This is a genomic window from Bradyrhizobium sp. B039, from assembly GCF_038965675.1.
Classification (GTDB): Bacteria; Pseudomonadota; Alphaproteobacteria; order Rhizobiales; family Xanthobacteraceae; genus Bradyrhizobium; species Bradyrhizobium diazoefficiens.
In genome coordinates, this window is sequence record NZ_CP152416.1 from 5,736,131 (window position 1) to 5,756,460 (window position 20,330).

Genomic DNA, 20,330 nt, shown 5'->3' on the forward strand with positions numbered 1-20,330 from the left:
ATGACCAAAGCTACCACACCTTCCCCATCCGCTCGCCTCGCAAGCGGCCGTCGGCGTCGAGCGACCAGAATATCCGCGTCACCTTGCCGACGAGATGGTCCATCGGGACGAAGCCCATCGCCGATATCATGCGGCTGTCGGTGGAGTTGTCTCTGTTATCGCCGAGCGCGAAGAAATGGCCCGGCGGCACCGTGTAGACGCTGGTGTTGTCGAGGTAGCCATTGTCGACGCAATCGTAGGTCACATAGCTCGCGCCGTTCGGCAGCGTCTCGCGCCAGCGCTTGATCTTCGTGCCGTCGTCGGTCCCGCAGACGGCCCCGCCCGCCACGCTCGCCAGCGCGACGCGGGTCACCGGCCTGTCGTTGAGGACGAGTTGCCCACCGCGCATCTGGACCCGGTCGCCCGGCAGCGCCACCACACGCTTGACGTAGTCCACCGAGGCGTCCTTCGCCGTGCGAAACACGACGACGTCGCCGTAGCCGGGATCGGCGGCAAAGAAACGGCCCGAGATCCAGGATGGCGCATAGGGAAACGAATACCGGTCGTAGCCGTAGGCCGATTTTGCGGCGAAGACGTAGTCGCCGACCATCAGCGTCGGCGCCATCGAATTGGAGGGGATGTTGAACGGCTGGTACAGGAAGAAGCGAAACAGGAACGGCGGCGACCACAGCACCGGGACCAGCAGGATCAGGATGACGATCGCCTTCCATTCCCGCGATTGCGCCGAGGGGCGGATCGTTTGCTCAAGAGTGGTCATGGGCCTGCCCTGATCAAGACCGTGATCGTCATCGTGAGATTACGCAACCCTTGCGGGCGCGCAATCCCCTCGCAGGATTTTGGTCGCACGGGCCCGCTTGCGCGTTCACCGCGACAGAGGACAACGCAGATGTGAAGGGCCGCCCATGGGCGGCCCTTCTGCTTCACGCGTTCTCGGGCGCCTTCAGGCGCACGAGCCGGGTCAGCAGGGCATCGAGGCCCTCGCCGTTGCCGGCATGGAGGTCGATGCGGCCGACCTTCTCGACCAGCCGCTCCAGCGACTCCAGCTCCTTGAGCCGCAGCAGCAGGGGGTTGTCCTCCATCAGGCGGGCGGTGTTCAGGAGCGAACGCGTTGCCGCGGTCTCCTCCTGCCGGCGGATCAGGTTCGCCTTCGCGACCCGCTCCGCCTCCACCACCTTGTTCACCAGCTCCCGGATCTCGCCGGGCAGGATCACGTCCTTGACGCCGAGCTCGGTCACCTCGACGCCAGACTCCGCGATGCGTGCACGCACATAGTCGCGCAGCTCCGCATCCAGCGCCGCCTTCGCAGACAGCACCTCGTCCAGCGTCCGGCCCGCGACCGCCTCGCGGATCGCGAACTGCACCAGGCGGTACAGCCACGCATCCACGTCGGGAACGGTCGCAACCGTCCGCTCGGGATCGACGATCCGGCGGAACGCCGTCAGCGTCACCCGCAGCGCGATGCGATCCTTGGTCAGCATCTCCTGCGCGGTGATCTCGACCGCATGGGGCCGCAGGTCGAGGCGCTTCACCTCGATCTTGCGGCCGACGGTCCAGAAGGCGTGCCGGCCGGGCGCAAGCCGCTCCACGAGCCGGCCCTCGACGTAGAGCAGGCCCGCCTCGTGGTTCTCGACCACCGCTTCCATCACGACGGTCGAGCGGTTGCGCTCGATCATGGTCAGGTGCCGCGCGCTGACCTTGGGATCGGCGGACACATCGATGCGCTCGACATCGATGCGGGTCGCGACCTTCCAGTAGACGCGCACCTGCCAGGGCGTCATCAGATGCACGGGCCGGCCGTCGAGGCTGACGATGGCGATCTCGTCCGCCTTGGTCTCGACCGCCTCGAACAGCTCGGCGGCGAGATCAGGCCGCGCGGCCTTCAGCACCGCGTAGCGATCCGCAGAGAATTCGCTGCGAACCACGTCGAGCACCTCGGCCTTCAGCTCGTGCAGGGGATCGAACAGCCGGTGCTTGCCGGGCGCGAGCACGCGCACGAGCTGCCCGTTGCGCGTCAGCAACGCACGCTCGCCATCCTTCACCGTCACGTTCAGCATCAGCAAGTGCCAAGTCATGGCACGCCTCCTTCATTTGCGCCCGGCCGGATGCCGGACAACAGGCTTCGTCTGCAAAGGACGTGAGGACGCGGACGACGCTTCCCGGGAAATCGGCGGGCCTGGGCTTGAGCTTGCGTGACGACGGGCGCACGCGCGCGATCGCTCGACGCGTGTCGAGCGGTCATGCGGAGCCACCCGGCATAGGCGCAAGCGGTATCTACCCGCGGCGCAAAGCCGGTCTCACAGTGTCTAGGTTCGGACGGAAAGCCTTTCGGCAAAACGGCCGGACTGCGACTGAAGCGCGCGTCCGGTCCTCGTCAGAGGTGTCAGTTTTTCAGGCTGACCCGGAGCGATGGAGCGGGAATCGAACCCGCGACAAGATGATTAACAGTCATCTGCTCTAACCAACTGAGCTATCCCTTGTGCAAGAGACCGGAATCGAACCGATGCCTTCGGGCGTTCAGCCCGACGCTCTCCATGAGCTACGTCCTGCGTTTCTCCTTCATTCGGCGGAACACGAAACCGGAAACCGGCCCGCGCCAGTCGGGATCTCAGAGAGCCCGAACCCATGGCCTAGCGAAGGAGCGGGCTAATAGACGAGGCAGGTTCGGGTTGCAAGGGGGAAAGCTGAGATTTTTCGTCGCGCGTCTTGCGTTGTGACGCGATCGTCACACCGCGACGTGACGTCAACTGCGCGACATCTCCTGGAAACACGCCCTCACCCAGTCGATCGTCACGCGCGTTGCGGCGTCGCGCTTGAGGTGGTTTTGCACGAGCAGCCAGACGTCGCGCCGCTTCGGCAGCAGCGTGGCGCGCAGGCGGCGATCGCCGAGCAGGTCCGTGCAAACATGCTCCGGCAACACGCCGGCGGCCTGATGCGCGCGGATCAGGTTACGGATGACGCGAACGTTGTCGGTGACGCAGCGCGCGCGGGCTTGCTTCATTCGCAGGAATTGCATCTCGGGAATGGCACCGAGCTCGTCCGGATAGGCGCACAGCATCGGCTCGCCCTCGGTCGTAACAGGCTCGAAATAATAGAGCTTGACGTCGCCGAGCCTGGAGATCGCGAAGTCACCCTTGTCGGGTTTGCGCAGCCGGATGGCGAGATCGGCCTCCCAGCGCGAGAACTTGACGTTCTCGCTCGAGGTAAGGAATTGCAGCGTCAGGCCGGGATTGGCGCGCAGGAAGTCGCTCGCGCGCGGCGACAGCACCTCCTCGGCGACCGTGTTGGTGGAGGCGATGCGCAGGCGTCCCACCGGACCTGCCAGGCTCTCGCCGACGCGGCCGATCTCGGCGGCATGTGCGGCCATCGCCTCGACATGCGCCAGCACCGCCTCGCAACTCCGCGTCGGCCTGCGGACGCCGTCGGCGGCCTCGAACAGGCGCAAACCGAGCGCACGCTCGATGCGCGACAGCCTGCGCCCGACCGTCGTCTCGTCGATGCGCAGCCGCGCGCTGGCGCCCGCGTAGGTGCCTTCGTCCCTGACGGCAGCGATGATGCGCAGATCGTCCCAGTTCATTGTTTGAGGTTATACCGGCCGGGCGCAGCCTGCAATATTGCAGCCACCCGCTGCAATATCCCTGCATATCGGCAGGCACTCCCGGGGCTATGTTCGCAGAGCCTTTTGCCCCGGAGATTTCCAAGACCATGACGACCGCAAAGACCCTGCTGCAGCTCGCCGGTGCCGATCTCAACCCGCCGCGCCTTGGCGACGCCGCGCTGGTGCTGATCGATATCCAGAACGAATATCTCGCAGGCCCTCTCGCGTTGCCCGACGCCCGCGCTGCGATCGCGCGGGCGGCTGCGCTCCTGGCGCGGGCACGCGAGAGCGGAGCCGCGATCATCCATATTGCCCATCGCGGCAAGGCCGGCAGCCTGTTCGATCGCGGCACCGAGCGCGGCGCCATCGTCGCCGAGCTGAGCCCCCGTGCCGGCGAACTGGTGATCGAGAAGGAGTTGCCGAATGCGTTTGCCGGCACGGATTTGCAGGCGCGCCTTGCCGCAACCGACAGGAAGAACATCGTGCTGGCCGGCTTCATGACGCATATGTGCGTCAGCTCCACGGCGCGCGCCGCGCTCGACCTCGGCTTTCGTACGACCATCGACGCCGACGCCTGCGCCACGCGCGACCTGCCCGACGGCCGCGGCGGCACGCTGGACGCCCGGACCATCCACGAGGTTGCACTCGCCGAGCTATCCGACCGCTTCGCGATCATCGCGCGCGGCGATGCGCTGAAATAACGGAGCAACGCGATGCTGCAACTCTATTTCTCGCCGATGGCCTGCTCGCTCGCGAGCCGCATCGCGCTGATGGAAGCCGGCCTCGATGCGCGCTATCATCAGGTGCATCTCTTGACGAAGAAGGTCGTGGACGACGACAGCGACTTCCACGGCGCCTCGCCGAAGGGCGCGGTGCCGGTCCTGGTTCTGGAGAACGGCGAACGGCTGACCGAGAGCGCGGCGGTGCTGCAATACATCGCCGATCTGAAGCCGGAGACGGGGCTCGCGCCGCGGTTCGCCGATCCCGATCGCTATCGCCTCCAGGAATGGCTGAGCTTCATCGGCGCCGAGATCCACAAGGCGTTCCTGTTTCCGACCTTCTGGTACAAGGACGACGGCTCGCTCGCCAAGCCGCGTGCACGCATCGCGCAGACATTGTCGGTACCTGCCGCGCACCTTGCGGACCGCAAATTCCTCGTCGGCCACAGCTTCACCGTCGCGGATGCCCACCTCACCTGGGCCTTGCTGCTGCTGCGTCCCGCGGGGGTCGACATCGCGCAATGGCCATCCCTGTCGGCCTATCTCGAACGCATGCAGGCGCGGCCCGCCGTGAGGGAGGCGATCGCAACCGAGATGGCGCTGCGCAAGACCGTGGCGGCGAACCCGGCGTGACAGGATGTCACGGCCGGCAAAATTGACGGTTCCATAGCGAGGCCATTGATGCCGGCGCGACATGCGCTAATCTGGAGAGATATTTTTCGATATTTCCCTGGAAGGCATTCATGCGTGCTCCTTCTGGAATTTTGCCTCGATTTTTCCTGGCCCTCCTCGCCTGCTGGCTGTGCCTGGGTCCCGCATCGGCGGAGACTAGGGTGGCGCTGGTGATCGGCAACGGCGCCTATGCCTCGACGGCGCAGCTTCCCAACCCGCCGCACGATGCCGAAGACGTAGCAAGCTCGCTCAGGCGCAGCGGTTTCGAGGTGCTGGAGGGTATCGACCTGCGCCAGGCCGACATGCAGGACCTGACCATCCGCTTCGCGCGCGCGGCGAGCCGGGCCGACGTCGCCATGTTCTACTACAGCGGCCATGCGATGCAGTACAACGGCGTGAACTATCTGATGCCGGTCGATGCCGTGCTGACCGACGAAGCCGACCTGAAGCGCTTCGTGCGCGTCGACGACATCGTGAACGACCTGCAACAGGCCAAGAACCTGCGTATCCTGGTGCTCGATTCCTGCCGCGACAATCCGCTGGCGGAAAACCTCAAGCGCTCCGCGACTCGCGCCGCCTCGCTCGGACGCGGATTGTCGAAGGTCGAAGCGCCGCGCGGGACGATCGTGTCGTTCTCGACGCAATCGGGGCAGGTCGCCGCCGATGGCACCGGTCGCAACAGCCCCTACACGACGGCGTTCCTGAAGCACATCGAGGAGCCGCAGGAGATCGGCGACGTCTTTCGCGACATCAGCAGCGACGTCTATGACGCCAGCGGCAAGACCCAGCTGCCGGAGCTGTCGCTCTCGATCATCGGCAAGTTCTACCTGAACGGGCCGGTGGCGGTCACGGTCGCGCCAGCGGCCCCGCAAGCCGCGCCGCGGCCTGATCCCTGCGCAGCCGCGGAGGCCCATTGGAAGGCTGCGGATGGCATCGGTACGCTGGGTGCCTACGAAGACCATCTCGCCCGATTCCCGAATTGCATCTTCGCAACCCTCGCCAAGGCGCGAATCGAAGGCCTGAAACAGAAGACGGCGCTTGCGCCGGCGGCCGGCAACGCCCGAACCGGCGGCAGCAAGGACTTCGACGGCAACTGGGACGTGACGTTGAATTGCCAGGCGACCGGCAAGGCGCAGGGCTTCACCAGGCCTCTGTCCGCCACCGTTGCGAACGGCGTATTCCACGCCGAGGCGCAGAGCCTGAACGGCGTCAACCGGCTGGAGATCGATGGCCAGATCCCGCCGGACGGCAAGACGACCTTGAGCGCGCGCGGCACGACAGGGGCAAGCACTTACACCCTCAATAACCTGCCGCCCGGCTCGCCCTACGCCTTTACGGTCGATGCGCAGTTCGAACGCACCCGCGGCAGCGGCAAGCGCAACGAGGCGCGTGCCTGCAACCTGGTTTTCGTCAAACGCTGATCGTGCGATATCGCGCAGTGCAGGCGAAGGCGATCGGCCTCGATCCCGCAGCGGACTGACACCTCACGACAGGAAGAAGATCATGACGTCGCATGACAGGGCCAAGGTTTTGGCAGGAAAGACTGCGCTGGTGACCGGCGCGGGGCGCGGGCTCGGTCGCGCCTTTGCGGAGAAGCTTGCCGCGCTCGGCGCCGACGTCGCCATCCACGGCATGCGCGAGAACGGGCCGGCGGAATATGGCGAGGGTACCACCCTCACCGCGGTCGCCGCGGAGATCGGCCGGCAATTCGGTGTCCGCACCCAGCGCGTGCTCGGCGATCTCACCAAGGGTGAGGACATCGCGCGTGTGATAGCCGAGACAGAAGACACGCTCAGACCGATCGACATTCTGGTGCACAACGCCGGCGGCGACATCGCAGCCGCCGGCGGCAAGCCGGATCCGAACGACGCGGTGAATATCAAGGAGGCCGATGTGCGCGCGGTGCTGGAGCGCAATCTGCTCTCGACCATCCTGACCTGCCAGGCGGTCGCGCGCGGCATGATGGAGCGGCGCCGCGGCCGCATCGTCACGCTTGGCTCGGTCGCCGCCTTCAAGGGGCGCACCAACGGTGCGATCTATGCGGTGTCGAAGGCCGGCGTGACCCACTACACGCGATGCCTGGCCGACCAGCTCCGCCCCTACGACATCGCCGTCAACTGCATCGCACCGGGCGATACCCGCACCGGCCGCTTCCTCGGCACGCGCGCGGTGGACCCTGACCGGATGGTCGAGACCGGCACGCTCGACCGCATCGCGACCGTCGACGAGGTCGCGCGCGTCGTCGAATTCTTCGCCGGTCCCATGGGCGCGTTCGTCTCCGGCCAGGTCCTCAGGATCGACGGCGGCGGACAGTGCTGGCCGGGCTGAAGCGCGTCCACAACGCAGGACAAAGAAAAGGGCCGCTGCAAGCGGCCCTTTTCTCATCGGGAATGAACCGGGATCAATCGACCCGCGCCAGCACCGCGAGCTTGCGGATGCCCTTGTTGCGGTAGGCGTCGAGGAACGCGTAGTAGTCCTTGAACGACACGCAGCCGTTGGAGTCGCCGTTCGGCCCGAGCATGAAGGTGTGCGCGAGCAGGCCGTCGCGGCCGTAGATCGCGCTCTCGCCGCCGATCGGGGTCAGGCGCAGCGCCGGCACGCCGTGGAACAGCGCCTCGCGCGGCTTCAGCGTGTAGATGTGCGGCGGGGTCACGCCGCGCATGCGGACGCGCGAGGAACGGGGATCATCGAGATTGGAGCCGAGGCCGGAATGCGCCTCGAGCTTGGTGCCGTCGGGCAGATAAACCGTCTTGGCGGTGATGTCGTAGACCGCGGTGTCGCGCTCATAGGGCGCCGAACCGCCGAGCATGGGGTTCTGCTCCCTCGGCGCGATGGACGCGGTCACGCTGGCATCGGCCGAGGCATAGGCGAGCAGTCCGCCGGAGGACTCGCGCTTGCCCCAGAGCTTCTCGACCATCGACTGGCGCGGCCCGGTGATCGACATCACCGCGGCCTTGGCGCGATCGGCAAAGGATTTTGGCTTCGCTTCGGGCACCGGCACGATCTCGGCCGGATCGGCCGAAGCCAGTTGCAACTGAGCATCCGGAGCGCGCTTGGCCCTGGCGGCATCGGCGATCTTTTCAGTGGCCTTGTCAGTGGCCTTGGCCGGGGCGGACGGCTTCAGCGCTTCGGCGACCTTCGCGATCACGCCCGGCTTCGCGGTGTCGGCGACCTTCGTCGCGGGAGCCTGAGCTACGGCACTCGCCGCATTGGATTCCACCCCTTGCGTCGCGGCCGCGGCAAAGCGCTCGTTGAACATCTCGCGCGAGATCGGCGCGGCGACCTGCAAGCGGTCCGGCAGGAGAGCGAAGGCTTCCTTGATGGCATCGCCCGCCTCGCGCAGCGCGACCTTCGGCGCGCGCTTGATCACGGGCTCGTCGTAACCGTTACTGCCGACGGTCGGATAGACGCTGGCGGCGAAGATGTTGCTGTAGACGGTCCAGCCGGCGCCAAGCACGACGCAGCCGATCAAAGCGGCGCCAAGCACGTTTTTGGTGGTCATTTTCCGGGAAGGCTTCCGATGTGGATTCTTGCCAGGATTTTTGGACTTCCGTGCCGCGTTACTCTGCGCAGCGATACTCGTACTCATTCGCCTTGCGTCCAGGACGGTGTCACTCAGTCCCCCTTCGAAGTGCCGCTGCTGGTCAGGTTCCGGGAACAGCATCTCGCAGAGGGTCGGAGCGTCATTAAGGCGACTTTTAGTTAAATGCGGATTAAGTTCGGGCAGATATGGGGCAACTCGTTAATGCCGTCCCATTTCGAGAAAAAAGCCCGCAGAACTACGGACTTAGACGCTTCTGTTAACTATAATTCTCGGCTGGATCGGTGCGGTCAGCGGACGTCTTTGACGGCCTCTCTAGGCGCATCCAACCAAGTCATTTTCGTGGTCTTCAATGCGGCCTGACCATAGCGGTGAAGCGTTGCGCGAGGCTGGTCGCGCTGGCCATCCCTCCGTCTTTCGGCGCACCGATGTCAGCGGAATGGCGACAACGCACACACACATCACACATCGCACTGAGCGCTCACGCAGCACGGCGCCGTGACCGAAAGTTGATCGCGCCGGTCTGGAAAAGGCCGCAGCGACGAAATAGCTGCCAGACCCGGCACTTTTCAGCAGCCTCTGCGCGTGATACGGTACCGTATCAACATCGCCTTGAACTGTGCCACGCACGCAAACGGAGGCTGGCATGAGAGGGATCGCACGTGCCGGGTTTTTCGCCCTGGCGTGGTCGTCGTTGTTGACGGGATACGTGGCCGCGCAGCCCGCCAATGCGGGCTGCACGCCGTCGCCATCCGCCGCCGGCACGCAAACCTGGCGCTGCAACAACGGCATCACCATCGTTGCGGAAAACGGCGCCAGATTTGAACTTAAGGACGCGAACCGCGACGGACATATTGACTCCGTGGAGTTGAGCAGCAAAGCGCTGCTGGTCGAGGTTCCCAAAAAGCCCGGCGGCAATCCCTTCAAGGTGCTGACACCGCAGGCGATCGCCGCGGTGCGGGGCACCAAATGGGCCGTGGACGTCGCCGATGCAAAAACCTCGGTCTTCGTCGCCGACGGCCGTGTCGGCGTCAGCCGCAGGAGCCGCGGACGCGGCGTCGTTCTGGGCCCTGGCGAAGGCGTCGATGTCGAGGCAACCGGTCCATTGACCGTCAAGACATGGGGCCAGCCGCGCGTCGACGCGCTGATGGCAAGACTGGGTCAATAAGGCCCGGACGACAAAGCGAAGAAGATTGCAGTACGTAATGACTAGACGCGTTCAGATCCTGGTGCCACTCGTCCTCACCGCGCTGTGGGGTGCAGGCATCTATGCCGCTCACGCCAACGGCCATCTGCGCTTTCTCGACCGCCTCGAAGCGACGCTGACCGACCTGCGGACGCAAATCCGCGGCGTGCAGGCTCCGCCCGATCTCGTCACCATCGTCGCGATCGACGACACCGTCGTCAAACGCGGCGGCAGCTATCCCTTGCCGCGCGCCGATCTCGCCCGGATCGTCGACACCATCGTGCAGTTCAAGCCGAAGGTCGTCGCGATCGACCTCTTGCTGGTCGACCGCAGCGCCGCGATCGGCGATGCCACTCTGGCCAACACGCTCGCCACCGGTCCCATGGTCCTGGCCGCCGCAGCGATCTTCCCGTCCGCCAGCGAGACCGTGGAGTCCAGCAGCCGGGGCCCCCTCGCCGTCCTGCCGCAAGCCGAGCGCTTCCTGCTGCCCTTGCCCGCATTTGCCGACCACGCCGAGGTTGGCGTCGTCAACGTCGCGACGGGACAGTCCGGCTCGCCGCTCTCGATACCGATGCTGTTCCGGACGCACGACAAGGTCGAGCTGTCGTTCCCCTTGCGGGTCGCGACCCGCGCGCTCGACAAGCCGCTGACGATCGCGCCGGATCATCTCATGCTCGGCGATCGCGCGGTGCCGACCGACACCGACTTCGCGCTGCCGATCACCTATTACGGCCCGCGCCGCACCATCCGCACCGTCAGCGCGCAGAGCATCTTCGACGGCACGCTCAGTCGCGCCGCCATCGAGAACCGCATCGTCGTGATCGGCGCCTCGGTCGCCGGCGGCGGTGATTTCTATCCGACGCCGTTCGATTCCCTCATGCCCGGCGTCGAGGTGATCTCGACCGCGATCACCCATCTCGTCGCCGGCGACGGCATCGTGCGCGACCGCAAGGTGCATATCGCCGACGCGCTTGCCGCCATCCTGCTGCCGGTGCTGCTGGTGGGCTTGCTCGCCTGGCGGCGCAGCGCGCTCGGCATCATGGCGGCGGCGGCGGTGATGATCGCCTGGGCCGGGCTCAATCTGTTCGCGTTCACGCACGGGGTCTGGCTGAACGCCGCGACCACGCTTGCGGCCGCGGTTCCGCCCGTTGCGATCTTTGCCGGCGTGCAGCTATGGGCGGGAGGCCGCCGCACGCAGTATTTCGCCGCCAAGAGCAGGTCGCTTGCGCTCTTCCAGGCACCGGCCGTGCAGGAGTGGCTGGCGCGCGATCCGAACTTCCTGTCGAAGCCCGTCCGGCAGGATGCCGCCGTGGTCTTCATCGATCTCTCCGGCTTTACGGCGCTGAGCGAACGGACCGATCCGGACGCGCTCAGGGATCTCCTGAAGGCGTTTCACGCGTTGATCGACAAGGCGGCAGTCGATTGCGGCGGCATGGTCACCGGCTTTCTCGGCGACGGCGCCATGCTCCTGTTCGGACTGCCGCACGCCATGCCGGATGACGCGGCGCGTGCGCTGAATTGTTCGATCGACCTGCATCGCGGCGTCGAACGCTGGATCGCCTCGCTGCCCCCTGCGATCGGGGGCCAGCTCGGTTTCAAGATCGGCGCGCATTTCGGCCCGATCGTCGCCTCCCGTCTCGGCGAAAGCCACCAGCACATCACAGCGACCGGCGACACCGTCAACGTCGCAAGCCGGCTGATGGAGGTCGCCGCCCAGAACGATGCGCGGCTCGCGCTGACCGACACGCTGCTGGATGCGGCCGACTTCCACGGCACTCCCAACGGCGTCCTGACAGGCCCCCTGCTCACGCAGGTCCGCGGCCGCTCCGGCGTCGTGACCGTCTGGTTCTGGCGCGACCGGCACAGGCCGAGCCAGGCCACCGCCAAGGCCGAGATGATCGACTGAATAGCCACCGCTACCCGCCCAACACTCCGCCGGGACGACGGTGATTACCGCGCTTCCGGTGGCGGCGAACGGTCCAGCACGTCGCCCTTGGCGCCTTCGAGCAGATCGATGCCGTAGGTCTCGATCACGAGCGGCCCGCGCTTGCGCTGCAATTGCGCAACCTGCGTCACCTGCGCAAAGAGATCGTTGACGGCGGGATGGCCGCCCTCACGCAGCTCATCGACATAGATCAGCTTGCCGGCAAGCTGCTTTGGATCGGGCTCGGGCATGTTGACCCAGCGGATGCGCTGGTTCTGCTGCACCACGCAAGTGCCGCGCGGCAGATAGAAGGCGAGCCAGCCGGTGGTGCCGTAGTCCGGCGCGAGCACGCATGTCGCACCGGTGCGGGCGCGCACGGCTTCGATCTCCGCGGCGAGTTCGCGCCAACCGACGCCGACGCTGCGCACGGTCGCGTCACGGCGATAGCCGGACAAGATGCCCGTGTTGGCTTGCACGATCAGGGCCGCAAACATCACGATGCCGGCGGGTGCAGCCCAGCGCAGGCAAAAATCGACCAGGCGCCGCGCACGCGGCTTCCACTGCACGAGGTTGGCGGCGGCCGCGGCCGCAATCACGAAGGGCGGGTAGACCGGCGCGAACCAGTTGGCCTCGACGCGCGCATGCAGCGAATGCCAGACGAAATAGGCGACAATGGTCCAGAACATCGTCTCGATGAGCACCCGCGAGGCCAGCGCGCCGGCGCGGCGCCAGGTCAGCGCGTGTAGCCCCATGGCACCGAGAATGAAGACCAGCGGGGTCGCGAACGCGATCTGGGTCGGGATCAGCTCGGCGATGAAGACGGGGCGGAAATCCTCGATCCTGGCGCGCCCGAGCTGCTTTGCGAACGAGACCCATTGATGATCCGCATTCCAGAGGATCACCGGCGAGAACAGCGCAAGGGCAACGAGGCCGCCGAGATAGGGCCAGGGCGAGAGGAACCAGCGCCTGAGCTTCGGCACGGCCGCGAGCCAGATCAGGATCGCCGGCCCGAAGAACATCGCGGTGTATTTCGACAGCAGCGCCGCACCGACGGCGGCACCGACCGCGAGCCACCAGACGCCGCGGCCGGTCTCCAGCACCTTGGCGAGGAAGAACAGCACGAAGCTGGAGGCGACCAGCAGCGGCGCATCGGGCGTGACGATCAGCGTGCCGACCGCGGCCAGCAGCGTCACGTTGAGCAGGATGGCACTGGTGGCCGCGACACGGGCACCCCCGAACAGGATCGCGGCCGAGCGATAGATCGCATAGCTCATCGGCAGCGCGAGCAGGATCGAGACGAGGCGGACGCCGAGCTCGGTGTCGCCGGCGATCATGGTGCCGGCGCGGATGACATAGGCGACCATCGGCGGGTGGTCGTAATAACCTCCGGCGAGGTTCTTCGACCACATCCAGTAATAGGCTTCGTCGAAAGTGATCGGCGTGAATGCGGCCGCGACGAGCCGCAGGGCCACCAGCGCGAGAATCACCAGCGCCGTGTTGCGGACAATCCGCGCGTCAGCCCCGCCCATACCGGTTTCCTTGGCGCGCTATTTCTTGCGCCAGACGAACAGTCCGGACATCGCGTAGTTCCACACCACGCCCATCAGCGCGCCGGCCAGGCCGGCCAGCCACCAGATCGGCTCCTGGTCGTAGACCGAGAAGGCGACGCCGACATTGGCGAGCAGGCCGACGCTGCACACGATGTAGAAGGCGATCAGGCCGCGCAGCAGCGCAAAGCCCTTCAGCCGCTGATCGCGATAGGTGAGGAAGTTGTTGAGGACGAAGTTGCTGGTCATAGCGACGACGGCGCCTGCCGCCTGCGCTTCCGCGAACGGCGCCTTGAACACGTGAAGCCCGATGAACAGCGTGGCCAGGTGCACCACGAGACCTATGCCGCCGACCATCGCGAACAGGATGAAGCGCAGCGAGAGGATGTCGTTGCTCAGCTTGGCCAGCACGAGGCCCAGGAAGTCGAGCGCGACCATGGAATCCAGCTTGCTCTCACCGTGCTGGCGGGCGCCGAAGGTGTAGGGAATCTCGACGGCCCGCAAGCTGCCATGCGCGGTCGCGACCAGGTCGAGCAGGATCTTGAAGCCATGCACCGAAAGTTTTGGCGCCAATTCCTCGAAACGATCGCGGCGGACCATGAAGAATCCGCTCATGGGATCGGCGATCTCGACCCGCAGCATCTTCCTGGCGACCTCGGTCGCCAGAGCGCTGGCGCCGGCGCGCTGCTTGTTGAAACCTTCGCTCTTGTAGCCTTCGATATAGCGGCTGCCGACCACCAGATCGGCCTCGTCGCTGGCAAGCAGCAGCAGCATCTTCGGCAGCTGCGTCTCGTCGTGCTGAAGGTCGGCGTCGATCACGGCGACAAAGGGTGCGCTGGAGGCCAGGATGCCTTCGATGCAGGCGCCGGACAGGCCGCGGCGGCCGATGCGGCGGACACAGCGCACGCGGCTGTCGCGCTGGGCCAGCGCGCGCACGACGTCCCAGGTGCCGTCGGGTGAATTGTCGTCGACGAACACGACCTCCCAGGCGACGCTGGCGAGCGTCGCCTCCAGGCGCCGGTAGAGCACCGTTACGTTGTCGCGCTCGTTGAAGGTCGGGACGATGACCGACAGTTCCGGCCCCTCTTGAGCCTGGGGCGGATTGTCGGGGCCCGGTCTGATCGCTTCATTCATGACGGCAGCGTATATCCGCCGCGTCCTGCGCTGCCAAGCCGGGGTTTCCAAGGGGAAGGGCCCAAATGGGCCCTAAAATGCCAACGACCCCGGAACGGCGGGCGCGCGTACATCCGGCGCAGCCTTAGCTATTCCAAGGTCGTTCCAGCAACGGAGATCGTGACTCAACGTTGCCGTTAGTAGCTAGATGGGGACGGCAAAGCCGCTTTTCAAGGGGCAAAAGCACCCTTTTTCAGGCCGACGACTAGTTCGGGACTTCCTTGATCACCGGGCCGCGCGGCGCGGGGGCTGCCGGCGCCATGGCCGCCGGGCCCGGATCGACCTTTGCCGGCTTGGGCGGCTTGCCGTACTGGCCGATCGGCCCGAGGACGACGGCGACCGCAAGCACGACCGCCGCGACGATCGCGCCCAAAATGCCACCCACCGACTCAGACGACATGGAAGCCCATCCCTGTTCCAGATGCGATCATTGATACCACGGATGAACGCGGAGCCGGAAGGGCCACGGGACCGCGACCGCTGTCGACCTATTTCTGCGGCGGCCTATGCTTGATGAAAGCCGTCACGATGTCCTTCTGCGCCGACTCCACCGCCCTGTTCGCGGTCGCGAGATGGGCGCCGGAATCGATGTTCGGATATTGCGTGGTGAGATAGTCGAGCAATGCCACCCGGTAATATTGCCGCTCCGACGGACAGGCGCCCGCAACCGAACGGCCAAAATCCTGTTCCGACAGGCCCTGATTGCTGTCGCGCGAATATTCCCGCGCCAGGCAATGCCAGTAATCGTCGCGGCCCTGCATGGCGAGCTTCTGCGCGCCCTTGGCGTCGTCGTCATCCGCCATGGCAGAATATGTGATGGCAGCAGATGTCATCATCATGAGCGCCGCCCCCAGCATCAGCATCCGCATCTTGTTCTCCTTCTTCGCAGATGTCATTTGACATTATAGTTTTTAAAGATACGGCAAAATGCCCAACCATTTCAAAACCCTTTGAGCCAGCGTGATTCATAAAGTTTTGGCTACGAGTTCTGGGTGCAGTTCGTACTAGCTGAATAGTTTTTACCCCTTGGGAATTCATACGAGACCACTTGATCGGCGCCAGCACATTTGCGACCACAACGAAGCGGCACGCTTTTCTCGATTGATGAGCTTGGTTTCCAGGGCACGTGGCAGTTGCTATGCCAGAGTCGGCCGACTCCGCCTCGTCACCGTCCTGCCCACATAAGGCTTGGATAGGATTCTCGCGCACTCCGGCAATTTCGCAATCTTTGTCTTCAGATTCTTGATACCGCATTCGCGCCCCAAAGCGGCGTAAGAAATTCGCTTTTTCCCAGACTTCGACCTCAGCGCCGACATCGCCGACCTAAGTAGAGGCGCGTACGTTTTATCCAATTTTTGCCAGTCTTTTTTAGGCCCCGTGGAGCCACGCCACCCAAACCTTCCTCGGTTTTTAGCCAACCACGATCAAGGGCGTAGAGCTTGGAATACACATCAAGTCGTCTCGTCCTCAGCCATGTTCTCCGCAATTGAGCGATCGTGCGCTCGTCGCGTGCACGCTCGGACCGGCTCGCTTTTCCTGCAAACAAACGCGCGACGGTACTGACGGACAGCCCCATTCGAGAGGCCACTTTGCCGATCGAAAGCCCCTCGTCCTTAAGTCGCTTGGTCGCCCGGCCCTTACTCCGCCCAAAATATTTCGTGGCACACCAGGCGCGCCGCATTTTCGGAAATCCGGCCGCAGCGCGTCCGACGTCATTCCGCGCGCCCAATATCGGAATAGAATGTTCACGACAGTCTGTCGCGTCACACCGAACTGCTTGCAAGCCGTCGCGATGAGCGGTCTGCGATTAACCGAAAACAAAAGCGATCGCTCGTCTCTGGCGCCGGCGAGGAGGACGGCTACGATCGCCCAATGCGTGCTCTGTCTCTCGTCCGTGGCAGTGTTGCCATTCGGCGGCGCAATGTATACCTGCTGCGGCTCATCGAACACTACCTCATATCGCGGAGAAGGTCCTTTATAGTCTGCAATAAACTCTGAATAGCTTAGTCGATACGGCCAAATTCTGTCATCAATATCCTTGAGCCATATCTCATCAATCGAGGCGTCCACGTGGACAATTCGCTTCAGCCGGTTGTCGTCCCGATCGCGGACAAGCACGCGGATAGCGAGCGATGCTATCGAGGGGCGCAAGCCAGTCATGTCTGGCTTTCCGCGAAGGAGAACTTTGCACAGGGAACTTCCGCCAGAGGCGGGGCATGGTTCAAGTCAACGAGCACTTCCTTTCTGGCCAGCAGCGCGCGGACAACGCCTAGGGCTGAGCCCCTTTCTAGTCCAAGCTGACCATCTATCAGGCGACACACTAGTCTGATCGGCACTGTCGGATAAGCAAGGCTCGTGGTCTGCACCTGCGTTCTTATCCGTTGTATCCAAGCATTCTCAGCCCGCACAGAGAGATCTGAGTCGAATAGCCAAGCGAGGTTCCGCGCGGTGTTGGTCTTGAGTTGGGATCTGAGCTGTATCTCCCACGCAATCCCTCTTATCGACCAGTAGACTCTTTCAATTTCCAACTTCTCGATCGTACGCAGGTTCTGGAGATCCTCGTCTTCCTTTATTGCGTAAGCAAACAGGCAATCCCCGCGCGAAGCTCTTCGGGTAATAAGCAAGTCGGTTGTCATCACGAGAGGAGTTCTCGATGCGCGATCAACTGGGTGATGAACGCCGAGCAGGTCAGCGAGCAGGATCGTCTCGCTCCGATCCAATGGAAATTGTTCGCGGACGTCGATTACATCGTCGTCATAACAATGATGCAAGAACGCACTGTATTCATTGTCTGAGAGAAAATGATGTACACGAGCCGATTTTCTCCAGAATAGTCGATGGCTCCGCCCTCGAGAGGGCACATCCGCGGTCGTTAGCCATGGAGTGTACTGTGAGCCCGCCCCTATCCCGCGCCCAACACGAACCTATTTGGCGATCCGCCTTTCGTCCCAAGAATAGCGTCGACGCGACATAGCCGATATCCATGCGCAGTCCTTCGCCGCCCGTGCCTGCGCTACGAACGGCAGCTGGATGAGGTGGTACGAGCGAATTCTGCGTCCTTGAGAGCGAGTCCTTCTAGGCTGGCCTCGGTTAAGGTTTGTAGAACCGGCCGCTACTAAGGCGTTTAGGGATTGTTGGACGTCTTGAGCTGCTTGTAGTCGGCGATCAGCAGGCCGTCGACGAAGTCATGGAAGAACGTACGAAGGATGGCCGCCGCGTTCGGAATACCCAGGATGCGGTCCTCGATCTCACGCATGCCGGCGAGAATGCGGCGCATGTTGCGGGCGAGCCGTCGCCGGTTGAGCTCGCCTGCGCGCCTTTGCTTGAGAACTGGCGTACGGCCGTGATGCAGTTCAGGCGCCAACAAGATCTGATGCTGTCCGTCCTGATACTGGTGGGACGCGTCACCAAGCATCCGCAGCACTCTGACGCTAGGACGATTCGCACCTCGCAGTTGATCTGGCTCGACCGCAACCGCAGGTGGGCACGCACCTGGAATCGAATCTACCGGCTCGGAGATCGAGCGGACGACGAGCACGTTACTCCGACCTGATCAGCGCGAGGTAACGAAGGTATCGTCGCGAAGTCGAAGCGGCTTTGAATCGTGCTTTAGATGACGGATCGCGGCTCAGCGCTACGAAGATCCCGTTTAAACAGGCGGGATCAGTTACGGCGTCCTCAATTCATACCGCGGCACAGATTTGCCAGGCTCTTTGGTGGTCCAATCGAGTCGTTTTGCTCCAGTGCTTGCCGCGCTCAAGAACCTCAAACGAGCCCACGGTAACGCTCGGTAACAACTTCCCGGTGAAGCAAAACCTAGCGAAACCGGCGGGCCCACAAGACATTCGAACGGCCGCACCTCAGATTCGTAGTCTGGGCGGGAGCGTTGAATTTGCTAGGGTTTGTTACCGTAACGCGAAGCTCATTCCCTCAAAACCGCGCAATTTCAGCCTTGCCGCTTGGCGGTATTACCGGGCACCGATCGGCGCTGATTGTCAGGTGGCGGAGAGATGGGACTCCCTTCCCCCATGCCGCGGTTGCGCGAAAACCGCCGAAAAACAAGGATTCCGGAAAAGACCGGTCGGAATTTGTGACCACCGCTGTGTACCACCGGACCGGCCGATTCGGTCGTCAAACTCGAGCGATTTCGAGCCATCAGGAGACGGTTCGACGTGTGGCGCCTGCTCCGAAGCACGACGCACGCGCGCCTGCTGCATGCGCGAGGTTCGAAGTGAAGCGGACCGTCCCGACCGCTGTCATGGAGCTTGGCGGGCCGCTCTTAGCATGCGGCACGTCGAACGCTATTGGAGTGGCTTCAGCCGCTTCGCCCATCGCGCGCCCTACGTCTCCGCCGCCCTGATCGTGCTCGTCGGTCTCTATACCGGCTGGTCCGGATGGCACGAACTGATGATCTGAGCCGGGCGGCCGCGTCGATTTGCCGTGGCGGCGGACCGCAGCGGGCCGTTGCCGGAACCCCCGGCCTTCAGTATCCCCTCCCAGGGGATAGGATATCGGAGCCATGAGCAAGGACCACATACACGAAAGTCATGCGGAGATCGTCAAACGGCTGAAGCGGGCCGACGGGCATCTCCAAAAGGTCATCGCGATGCTCGCGGAAGGTCGACCGTGTCTCGACCTGGCGCAGCAACTCCACGCCGTCGAGAAAGCGATCTCCGAGGCGAAGAAGACCCTGATTCACGATCACGTCGACCACTGCTTGGACGCGGCCGCCAACGGCGGGGCGGGCAAGTCGACCAAGAGCGTCCTCGCCGAATTCAAGGCGATCTCGCGCTACCTGTAGCGGAGCATAAGATGGTCCCGCGTTTTCGGACGGCATCCATGATCCTGGTCGCGACGCTCGCGGCGATGGCGGGCACCATCGTGCCTGCAACCGCGCAGTCGAATTCCGCGAAGCCGGCGGCCATCGTCATGGACGACGATCGCATCAAGCTCGCAGGCATCGAACTCCGCCAGGCAGGACCTGCCCCGATCGCCAAGCGGCTGACCGTGCCGGGCACGATCGTTCCCGACGCAGGCCGGGTCGCGCACGTCTCCATCAAGGTTTCCGGCACGGTCGCGGATCTGCGGAAGAACATCGGCGACGACGTCGCGAAAGACGAAGTTCTGGGCGTTCTTGAGAGCCGGGAGGTCGCCGACGCCAAGAGCGAGTACCTCTCCGCCAAACTCTCGAACGAACTGCAGCAGGACCTCACCGCCCGCGACAAGTCGCTTTGGGAAGGCCGAGCCGTCCCCGAGCAGCAGTACATCAAGTCCCGCAACGCGGCGGCGCAGACCGAAATGCGCTTCGGCATCGCTCGCCAGAAGCTGATGGCTCTCGGCGTCAGCGACGCGGAGATCTCCGGACTGCCGCAGGCGCCGGACGGTACGCTGCGCAGCCAGAACGTCCGCGCCCCCATCTCCGGCCGTATCGTCGAACGAAAGGTGGAACTCGGCACCGCGGTCGGAAGGGACAGCCTGGAGACCGAACTCTTCGTCATCGTCGACCTCAGCCGCGTCTGGGTGGATCTGGCGGTTTCGTCGACCGACCTGCCCCTGGTCAGGGAGGGCCAGGATGTCGCCGTGGCCGTGCGTGGAATCGCCGAGACCGGCTCGGGCAAGATCACGTTCGTCAGCCCCCTGCTCGACAAGGACACGCGCACAGCCCGCGTCGTGGTCTCGCTCGACAACGCTGGCGGCCGATGGCGCCCTGGCTCCTTCGTCACGGCGAACATCGCGGTCGAAAAGCATGATGCGGCGGTCGCGGTCCCCTTCGCCGCGGTCCAGACCGTCGATGGACGCAAGGCGGTCTTCGCCCGGACCAAGGACGGATTCGAAGCGCGCGACGTCGTGCTCGGCGGACGGGACGGACCGGTCGTCGAGATCGTCTCCGGCCTCACTGCCGGCGAGACCGTCGCGGTCTCGAACACGTTCCCGCTCAAGGCCGAGGTATCAAAGCCCGGCGACGAGGACTGA

18 protein-coding genes, 2 tRNA genes and 1 pseudogene are annotated in these 20,330 nt (G+C 64.3%); 9 read left to right on the top strand and 12 right to left on the bottom strand.

Annotation, left to right across the window (positions count from 1 at the left end; translation table 11 throughout):
* Positions 1 to 10: 10 nt before the first annotated feature.
* The 5 genes from lepB to AAFG50_RS27210 all read right to left on the bottom strand — a co-directional run bounded on the left by lepB (position 11) and on the right by AAFG50_RS27210 (position 3,574).
* Positions 11 to 757 (bottom strand): signal peptidase I, encoded by a 747-nt coding sequence (gene lepB / locus AAFG50_RS27190; RefSeq protein ID WP_028175436.1) that lies wholly within the window; start codon positions 755 to 757, stop codon positions 11 to 13.
* A 163-nt stretch (positions 758 to 920) separates the two neighbouring features.
* Positions 921 to 2,072, bottom strand: coding sequence for a slipin family protein (locus AAFG50_RS27195; protein WP_028175437.1), 1,152 nt, complete (start codon positions 2,070 to 2,072; stop codon positions 921 to 923).
* Between the two features lie 335 nt (positions 2,073 to 2,407).
* A tRNA-Asn gene (locus AAFG50_RS27200) sits at positions 2,408 to 2,473 on the bottom strand.
* Between the two features lie 4 nt (positions 2,474 to 2,477).
* A tRNA-Phe gene (locus AAFG50_RS27205) sits at positions 2,478 to 2,547 on the bottom strand.
* Between the two features lie 193 nt (positions 2,548 to 2,740).
* Entirely contained in the window at positions 2,741 to 3,574 is an 834-nt protein-coding gene (locus AAFG50_RS27210; protein WP_028175438.1) for a LysR family transcriptional regulator, read from the bottom strand.
* Between the two features lie 128 nt (positions 3,575 to 3,702).
* On the opposite strand from AAFG50_RS27210, the gene AAFG50_RS27215 reads away from it, so the two are divergent.
* The 4 genes from AAFG50_RS27215 to AAFG50_RS27230 all read left to right on the top strand — a co-directional run bounded on the left by AAFG50_RS27215 (position 3,703) and on the right by AAFG50_RS27230 (position 7,314).
* Complete coding sequence (locus tag AAFG50_RS27215; RefSeq protein WP_028175439.1) at positions 3,703 to 4,296, top strand: cysteine hydrolase family protein; 594 nt, start codon at positions 3,703 to 3,705, stop codon at positions 4,294 to 4,296.
* Between the two features lie 12 nt (positions 4,297 to 4,308).
* Positions 4,309 to 4,947, top strand: coding sequence for a glutathione binding-like protein (locus AAFG50_RS27220; RefSeq protein WP_028175440.1), 639 nt, complete (start codon positions 4,309 to 4,311; stop codon positions 4,945 to 4,947).
* Between the two features lie 110 nt (positions 4,948 to 5,057).
* Positions 5,058 to 6,407: a caspase family protein gene (locus tag AAFG50_RS27225; protein ID WP_028175441.1), complete on the top strand. Its 1,350-nt coding sequence runs from the start codon at positions 5,058 to 5,060 to the stop codon at positions 6,405 to 6,407.
* Positions 6,408 to 6,489: 82 nt separating this feature from the next.
* Positions 6,490 to 7,314 carry an SDR family NAD(P)-dependent oxidoreductase gene (locus AAFG50_RS27230; protein ID WP_028175442.1) on the top strand — a complete coding sequence of 275 codons (825 nt, stop codon included), beginning with the start codon at positions 6,490 to 6,492 and terminating at the stop codon, positions 7,312 to 7,314.
* Positions 7,315 to 7,387: 73 nt separating this feature from the next.
* Here AAFG50_RS27230 and AAFG50_RS27235 read toward each other — a convergent pair whose 3' ends face one another.
* The gene (locus tag AAFG50_RS27235) at positions 7,388 to 8,488 is read right to left on the bottom strand and encodes a DUF2778 domain-containing protein (RefSeq protein WP_028175443.1); all 1,101 of its coding nucleotides are present in this window, start codon (positions 8,486 to 8,488) and stop codon (positions 7,388 to 7,390) included.
* A gap of 685 nt (positions 8,489 to 9,173) precedes the next feature.
* On the opposite strand from AAFG50_RS27235, the gene AAFG50_RS27240 reads away from it, so the two are divergent.
* Both AAFG50_RS27240 and AAFG50_RS27245 read left to right on the top strand, forming a co-directional pair.
* Positions 9,174 to 9,695, top strand: coding sequence for a FecR domain-containing protein (locus AAFG50_RS27240; protein WP_028175444.1), 522 nt, complete (start codon positions 9,174 to 9,176; stop codon positions 9,693 to 9,695).
* Positions 9,696 to 9,732: 37 nt separating this feature from the next.
* On the top strand, positions 9,733 to 11,619 hold the full coding sequence (locus tag AAFG50_RS27245) for an adenylate/guanylate cyclase domain-containing protein (RefSeq protein ID WP_028175445.1): 1,887 nt from the start codon (positions 9,733 to 9,735) through the stop codon (positions 11,617 to 11,619).
* A gap of 44 nt (positions 11,620 to 11,663) precedes the next feature.
* Here AAFG50_RS27245 and AAFG50_RS27250 read toward each other — a convergent pair whose 3' ends face one another.
* The 6 genes from AAFG50_RS27250 to AAFG50_RS27275 form a co-directional block, all read right to left on the bottom strand.
* Entirely contained in the window at positions 11,664 to 13,166 is a 1,503-nt protein-coding gene (locus tag AAFG50_RS27250) for a glycosyltransferase family 39 protein (protein WP_028175446.1), read from the bottom strand.
* Between the two features lie 18 nt (positions 13,167 to 13,184).
* Positions 13,185 to 14,318, bottom strand: coding sequence for a glycosyltransferase family 2 protein (locus AAFG50_RS27255; protein ID WP_028175447.1), 1,134 nt, complete (start codon positions 14,316 to 14,318; stop codon positions 13,185 to 13,187).
* A gap of 244 nt (positions 14,319 to 14,562) precedes the next feature.
* Entirely contained in the window at positions 14,563 to 14,757 is a 195-nt protein-coding gene (locus tag AAFG50_RS27260) for a hypothetical protein (protein WP_028175448.1), read from the bottom strand.
* Positions 14,758 to 14,845: 88 nt separating this feature from the next.
* Positions 14,846 to 15,226: a hypothetical protein gene (locus AAFG50_RS27265; protein ID WP_011088386.1), complete on the bottom strand. Its 381-nt coding sequence runs from the start codon at positions 15,224 to 15,226 to the stop codon at positions 14,846 to 14,848.
* A 1,287-nt stretch (positions 15,227 to 16,513) separates the two neighbouring features.
* Positions 16,514 to 17,077 carry a TnsA endonuclease N-terminal domain-containing protein gene (locus tag AAFG50_RS27270; protein WP_131234230.1) on the bottom strand — a complete coding sequence of 188 codons (564 nt, stop codon included), beginning with the start codon at positions 17,075 to 17,077 and terminating at the stop codon, positions 16,514 to 16,516.
* A gap of 404 nt (positions 17,078 to 17,481) precedes the next feature.
* The gene (locus AAFG50_RS27275; protein WP_156149848.1) at positions 17,482 to 17,724 is read right to left on the bottom strand and encodes a Wadjet anti-phage system protein JetA family protein; all 243 of its coding nucleotides are present in this window, start codon (positions 17,722 to 17,724) and stop codon (positions 17,482 to 17,484) included.
* A 905-nt stretch (positions 17,725 to 18,629) separates the two neighbouring features.
* Between AAFG50_RS27275 and AAFG50_RS27280 the strand changes: the two are divergent.
* The 3 genes and pseudogenes from AAFG50_RS27280 to AAFG50_RS27290 all read left to right on the top strand — a co-directional run.
* Positions 18,630 to 18,773, top strand: a pseudogene (locus tag AAFG50_RS27280) (nickel/cobalt efflux protein RcnA); the annotation flags it as partial.
* A 103-nt stretch (positions 18,774 to 18,876) separates the two neighbouring features.
* Entirely contained in the window at positions 18,877 to 19,158 is a 282-nt protein-coding gene (locus AAFG50_RS27285) for a metal-sensing transcriptional repressor (RefSeq protein ID WP_028175451.1), read from the top strand.
* A gap of 11 nt (positions 19,159 to 19,169) precedes the next feature.
* A complete protein-coding gene (locus AAFG50_RS27290; protein WP_028175452.1) occupies positions 19,170 to 20,330 on the top strand; it encodes an efflux RND transporter periplasmic adaptor subunit in 1,161 nt (386 codons plus the stop codon).

Bases quoted from the DNA above. Each gene is read 5' to 3' on its own strand.
- lepB (WP_028175436.1), bottom strand. From the start codon at position 757: ATGACCACTCTTGAGCAAACGATCCGCCCCTCGGCGCAATCGCGGGAA.
- AAFG50_RS27195 (WP_028175437.1), bottom strand. From the start codon at position 2,072: ATGACTTGGCACTTGCTGATGCTGAACGTGACGGTGAAGGATGGCGAG.
- AAFG50_RS27210 (WP_028175438.1), bottom strand. From the start codon at position 3,574: ATGAACTGGGACGATCTGCGCATCATCGCTGCCGTCAGGGACGAAGGC.
- AAFG50_RS27215 (WP_028175439.1), top strand. From the start codon at position 3,703: ATGACGACCGCAAAGACCCTGCTGCAGCTCGCCGGTGCCGATCTCAAC.
- AAFG50_RS27220 (WP_028175440.1), top strand. From the start codon at position 4,309: ATGCTGCAACTCTATTTCTCGCCGATGGCCTGCTCGCTCGCGAGCCGC.
- AAFG50_RS27225 (WP_028175441.1), top strand. From the start codon at position 5,058: ATGCGTGCTCCTTCTGGAATTTTGCCTCGATTTTTCCTGGCCCTCCTC.
- AAFG50_RS27230 (WP_028175442.1), top strand. From the start codon at position 6,490: ATGACGTCGCATGACAGGGCCAAGGTTTTGGCAGGAAAGACTGCGCTG.
- AAFG50_RS27235 (WP_028175443.1), bottom strand. From the start codon at position 8,488: ATGACCACCAAAAACGTGCTTGGCGCCGCTTTGATCGGCTGCGTCGTG.
- AAFG50_RS27240 (WP_028175444.1), top strand. From the start codon at position 9,174: ATGAGAGGGATCGCACGTGCCGGGTTTTTCGCCCTGGCGTGGTCGTCG.
- AAFG50_RS27245 (WP_028175445.1), top strand. From the start codon at position 9,733: ATGACTAGACGCGTTCAGATCCTGGTGCCACTCGTCCTCACCGCGCTG.
- AAFG50_RS27250 (WP_028175446.1), bottom strand. From the start codon at position 13,166: ATGGGCGGGGCTGACGCGCGGATTGTCCGCAACACGGCGCTGGTGATT.
- AAFG50_RS27255 (WP_028175447.1), bottom strand. From the start codon at position 14,318: ATGAATGAAGCGATCAGACCGGGCCCCGACAATCCGCCCCAGGCTCAA.
- AAFG50_RS27260 (WP_028175448.1), bottom strand. From the start codon at position 14,757: ATGTCGTCTGAGTCGGTGGGTGGCATTTTGGGCGCGATCGTCGCGGCG.
- AAFG50_RS27265 (WP_011088386.1), bottom strand. From the start codon at position 15,226: ATGCGGATGCTGATGCTGGGGGCGGCGCTCATGATGATGACATCTGCT.
- AAFG50_RS27285 (WP_028175451.1), top strand. From the start codon at position 18,877: ATGAGCAAGGACCACATACACGAAAGTCATGCGGAGATCGTCAAACGG.
- AAFG50_RS27290 (WP_028175452.1), top strand. From the start codon at position 19,170: ATGGTCCCGCGTTTTCGGACGGCATCCATGATCCTGGTCGCGACGCTC.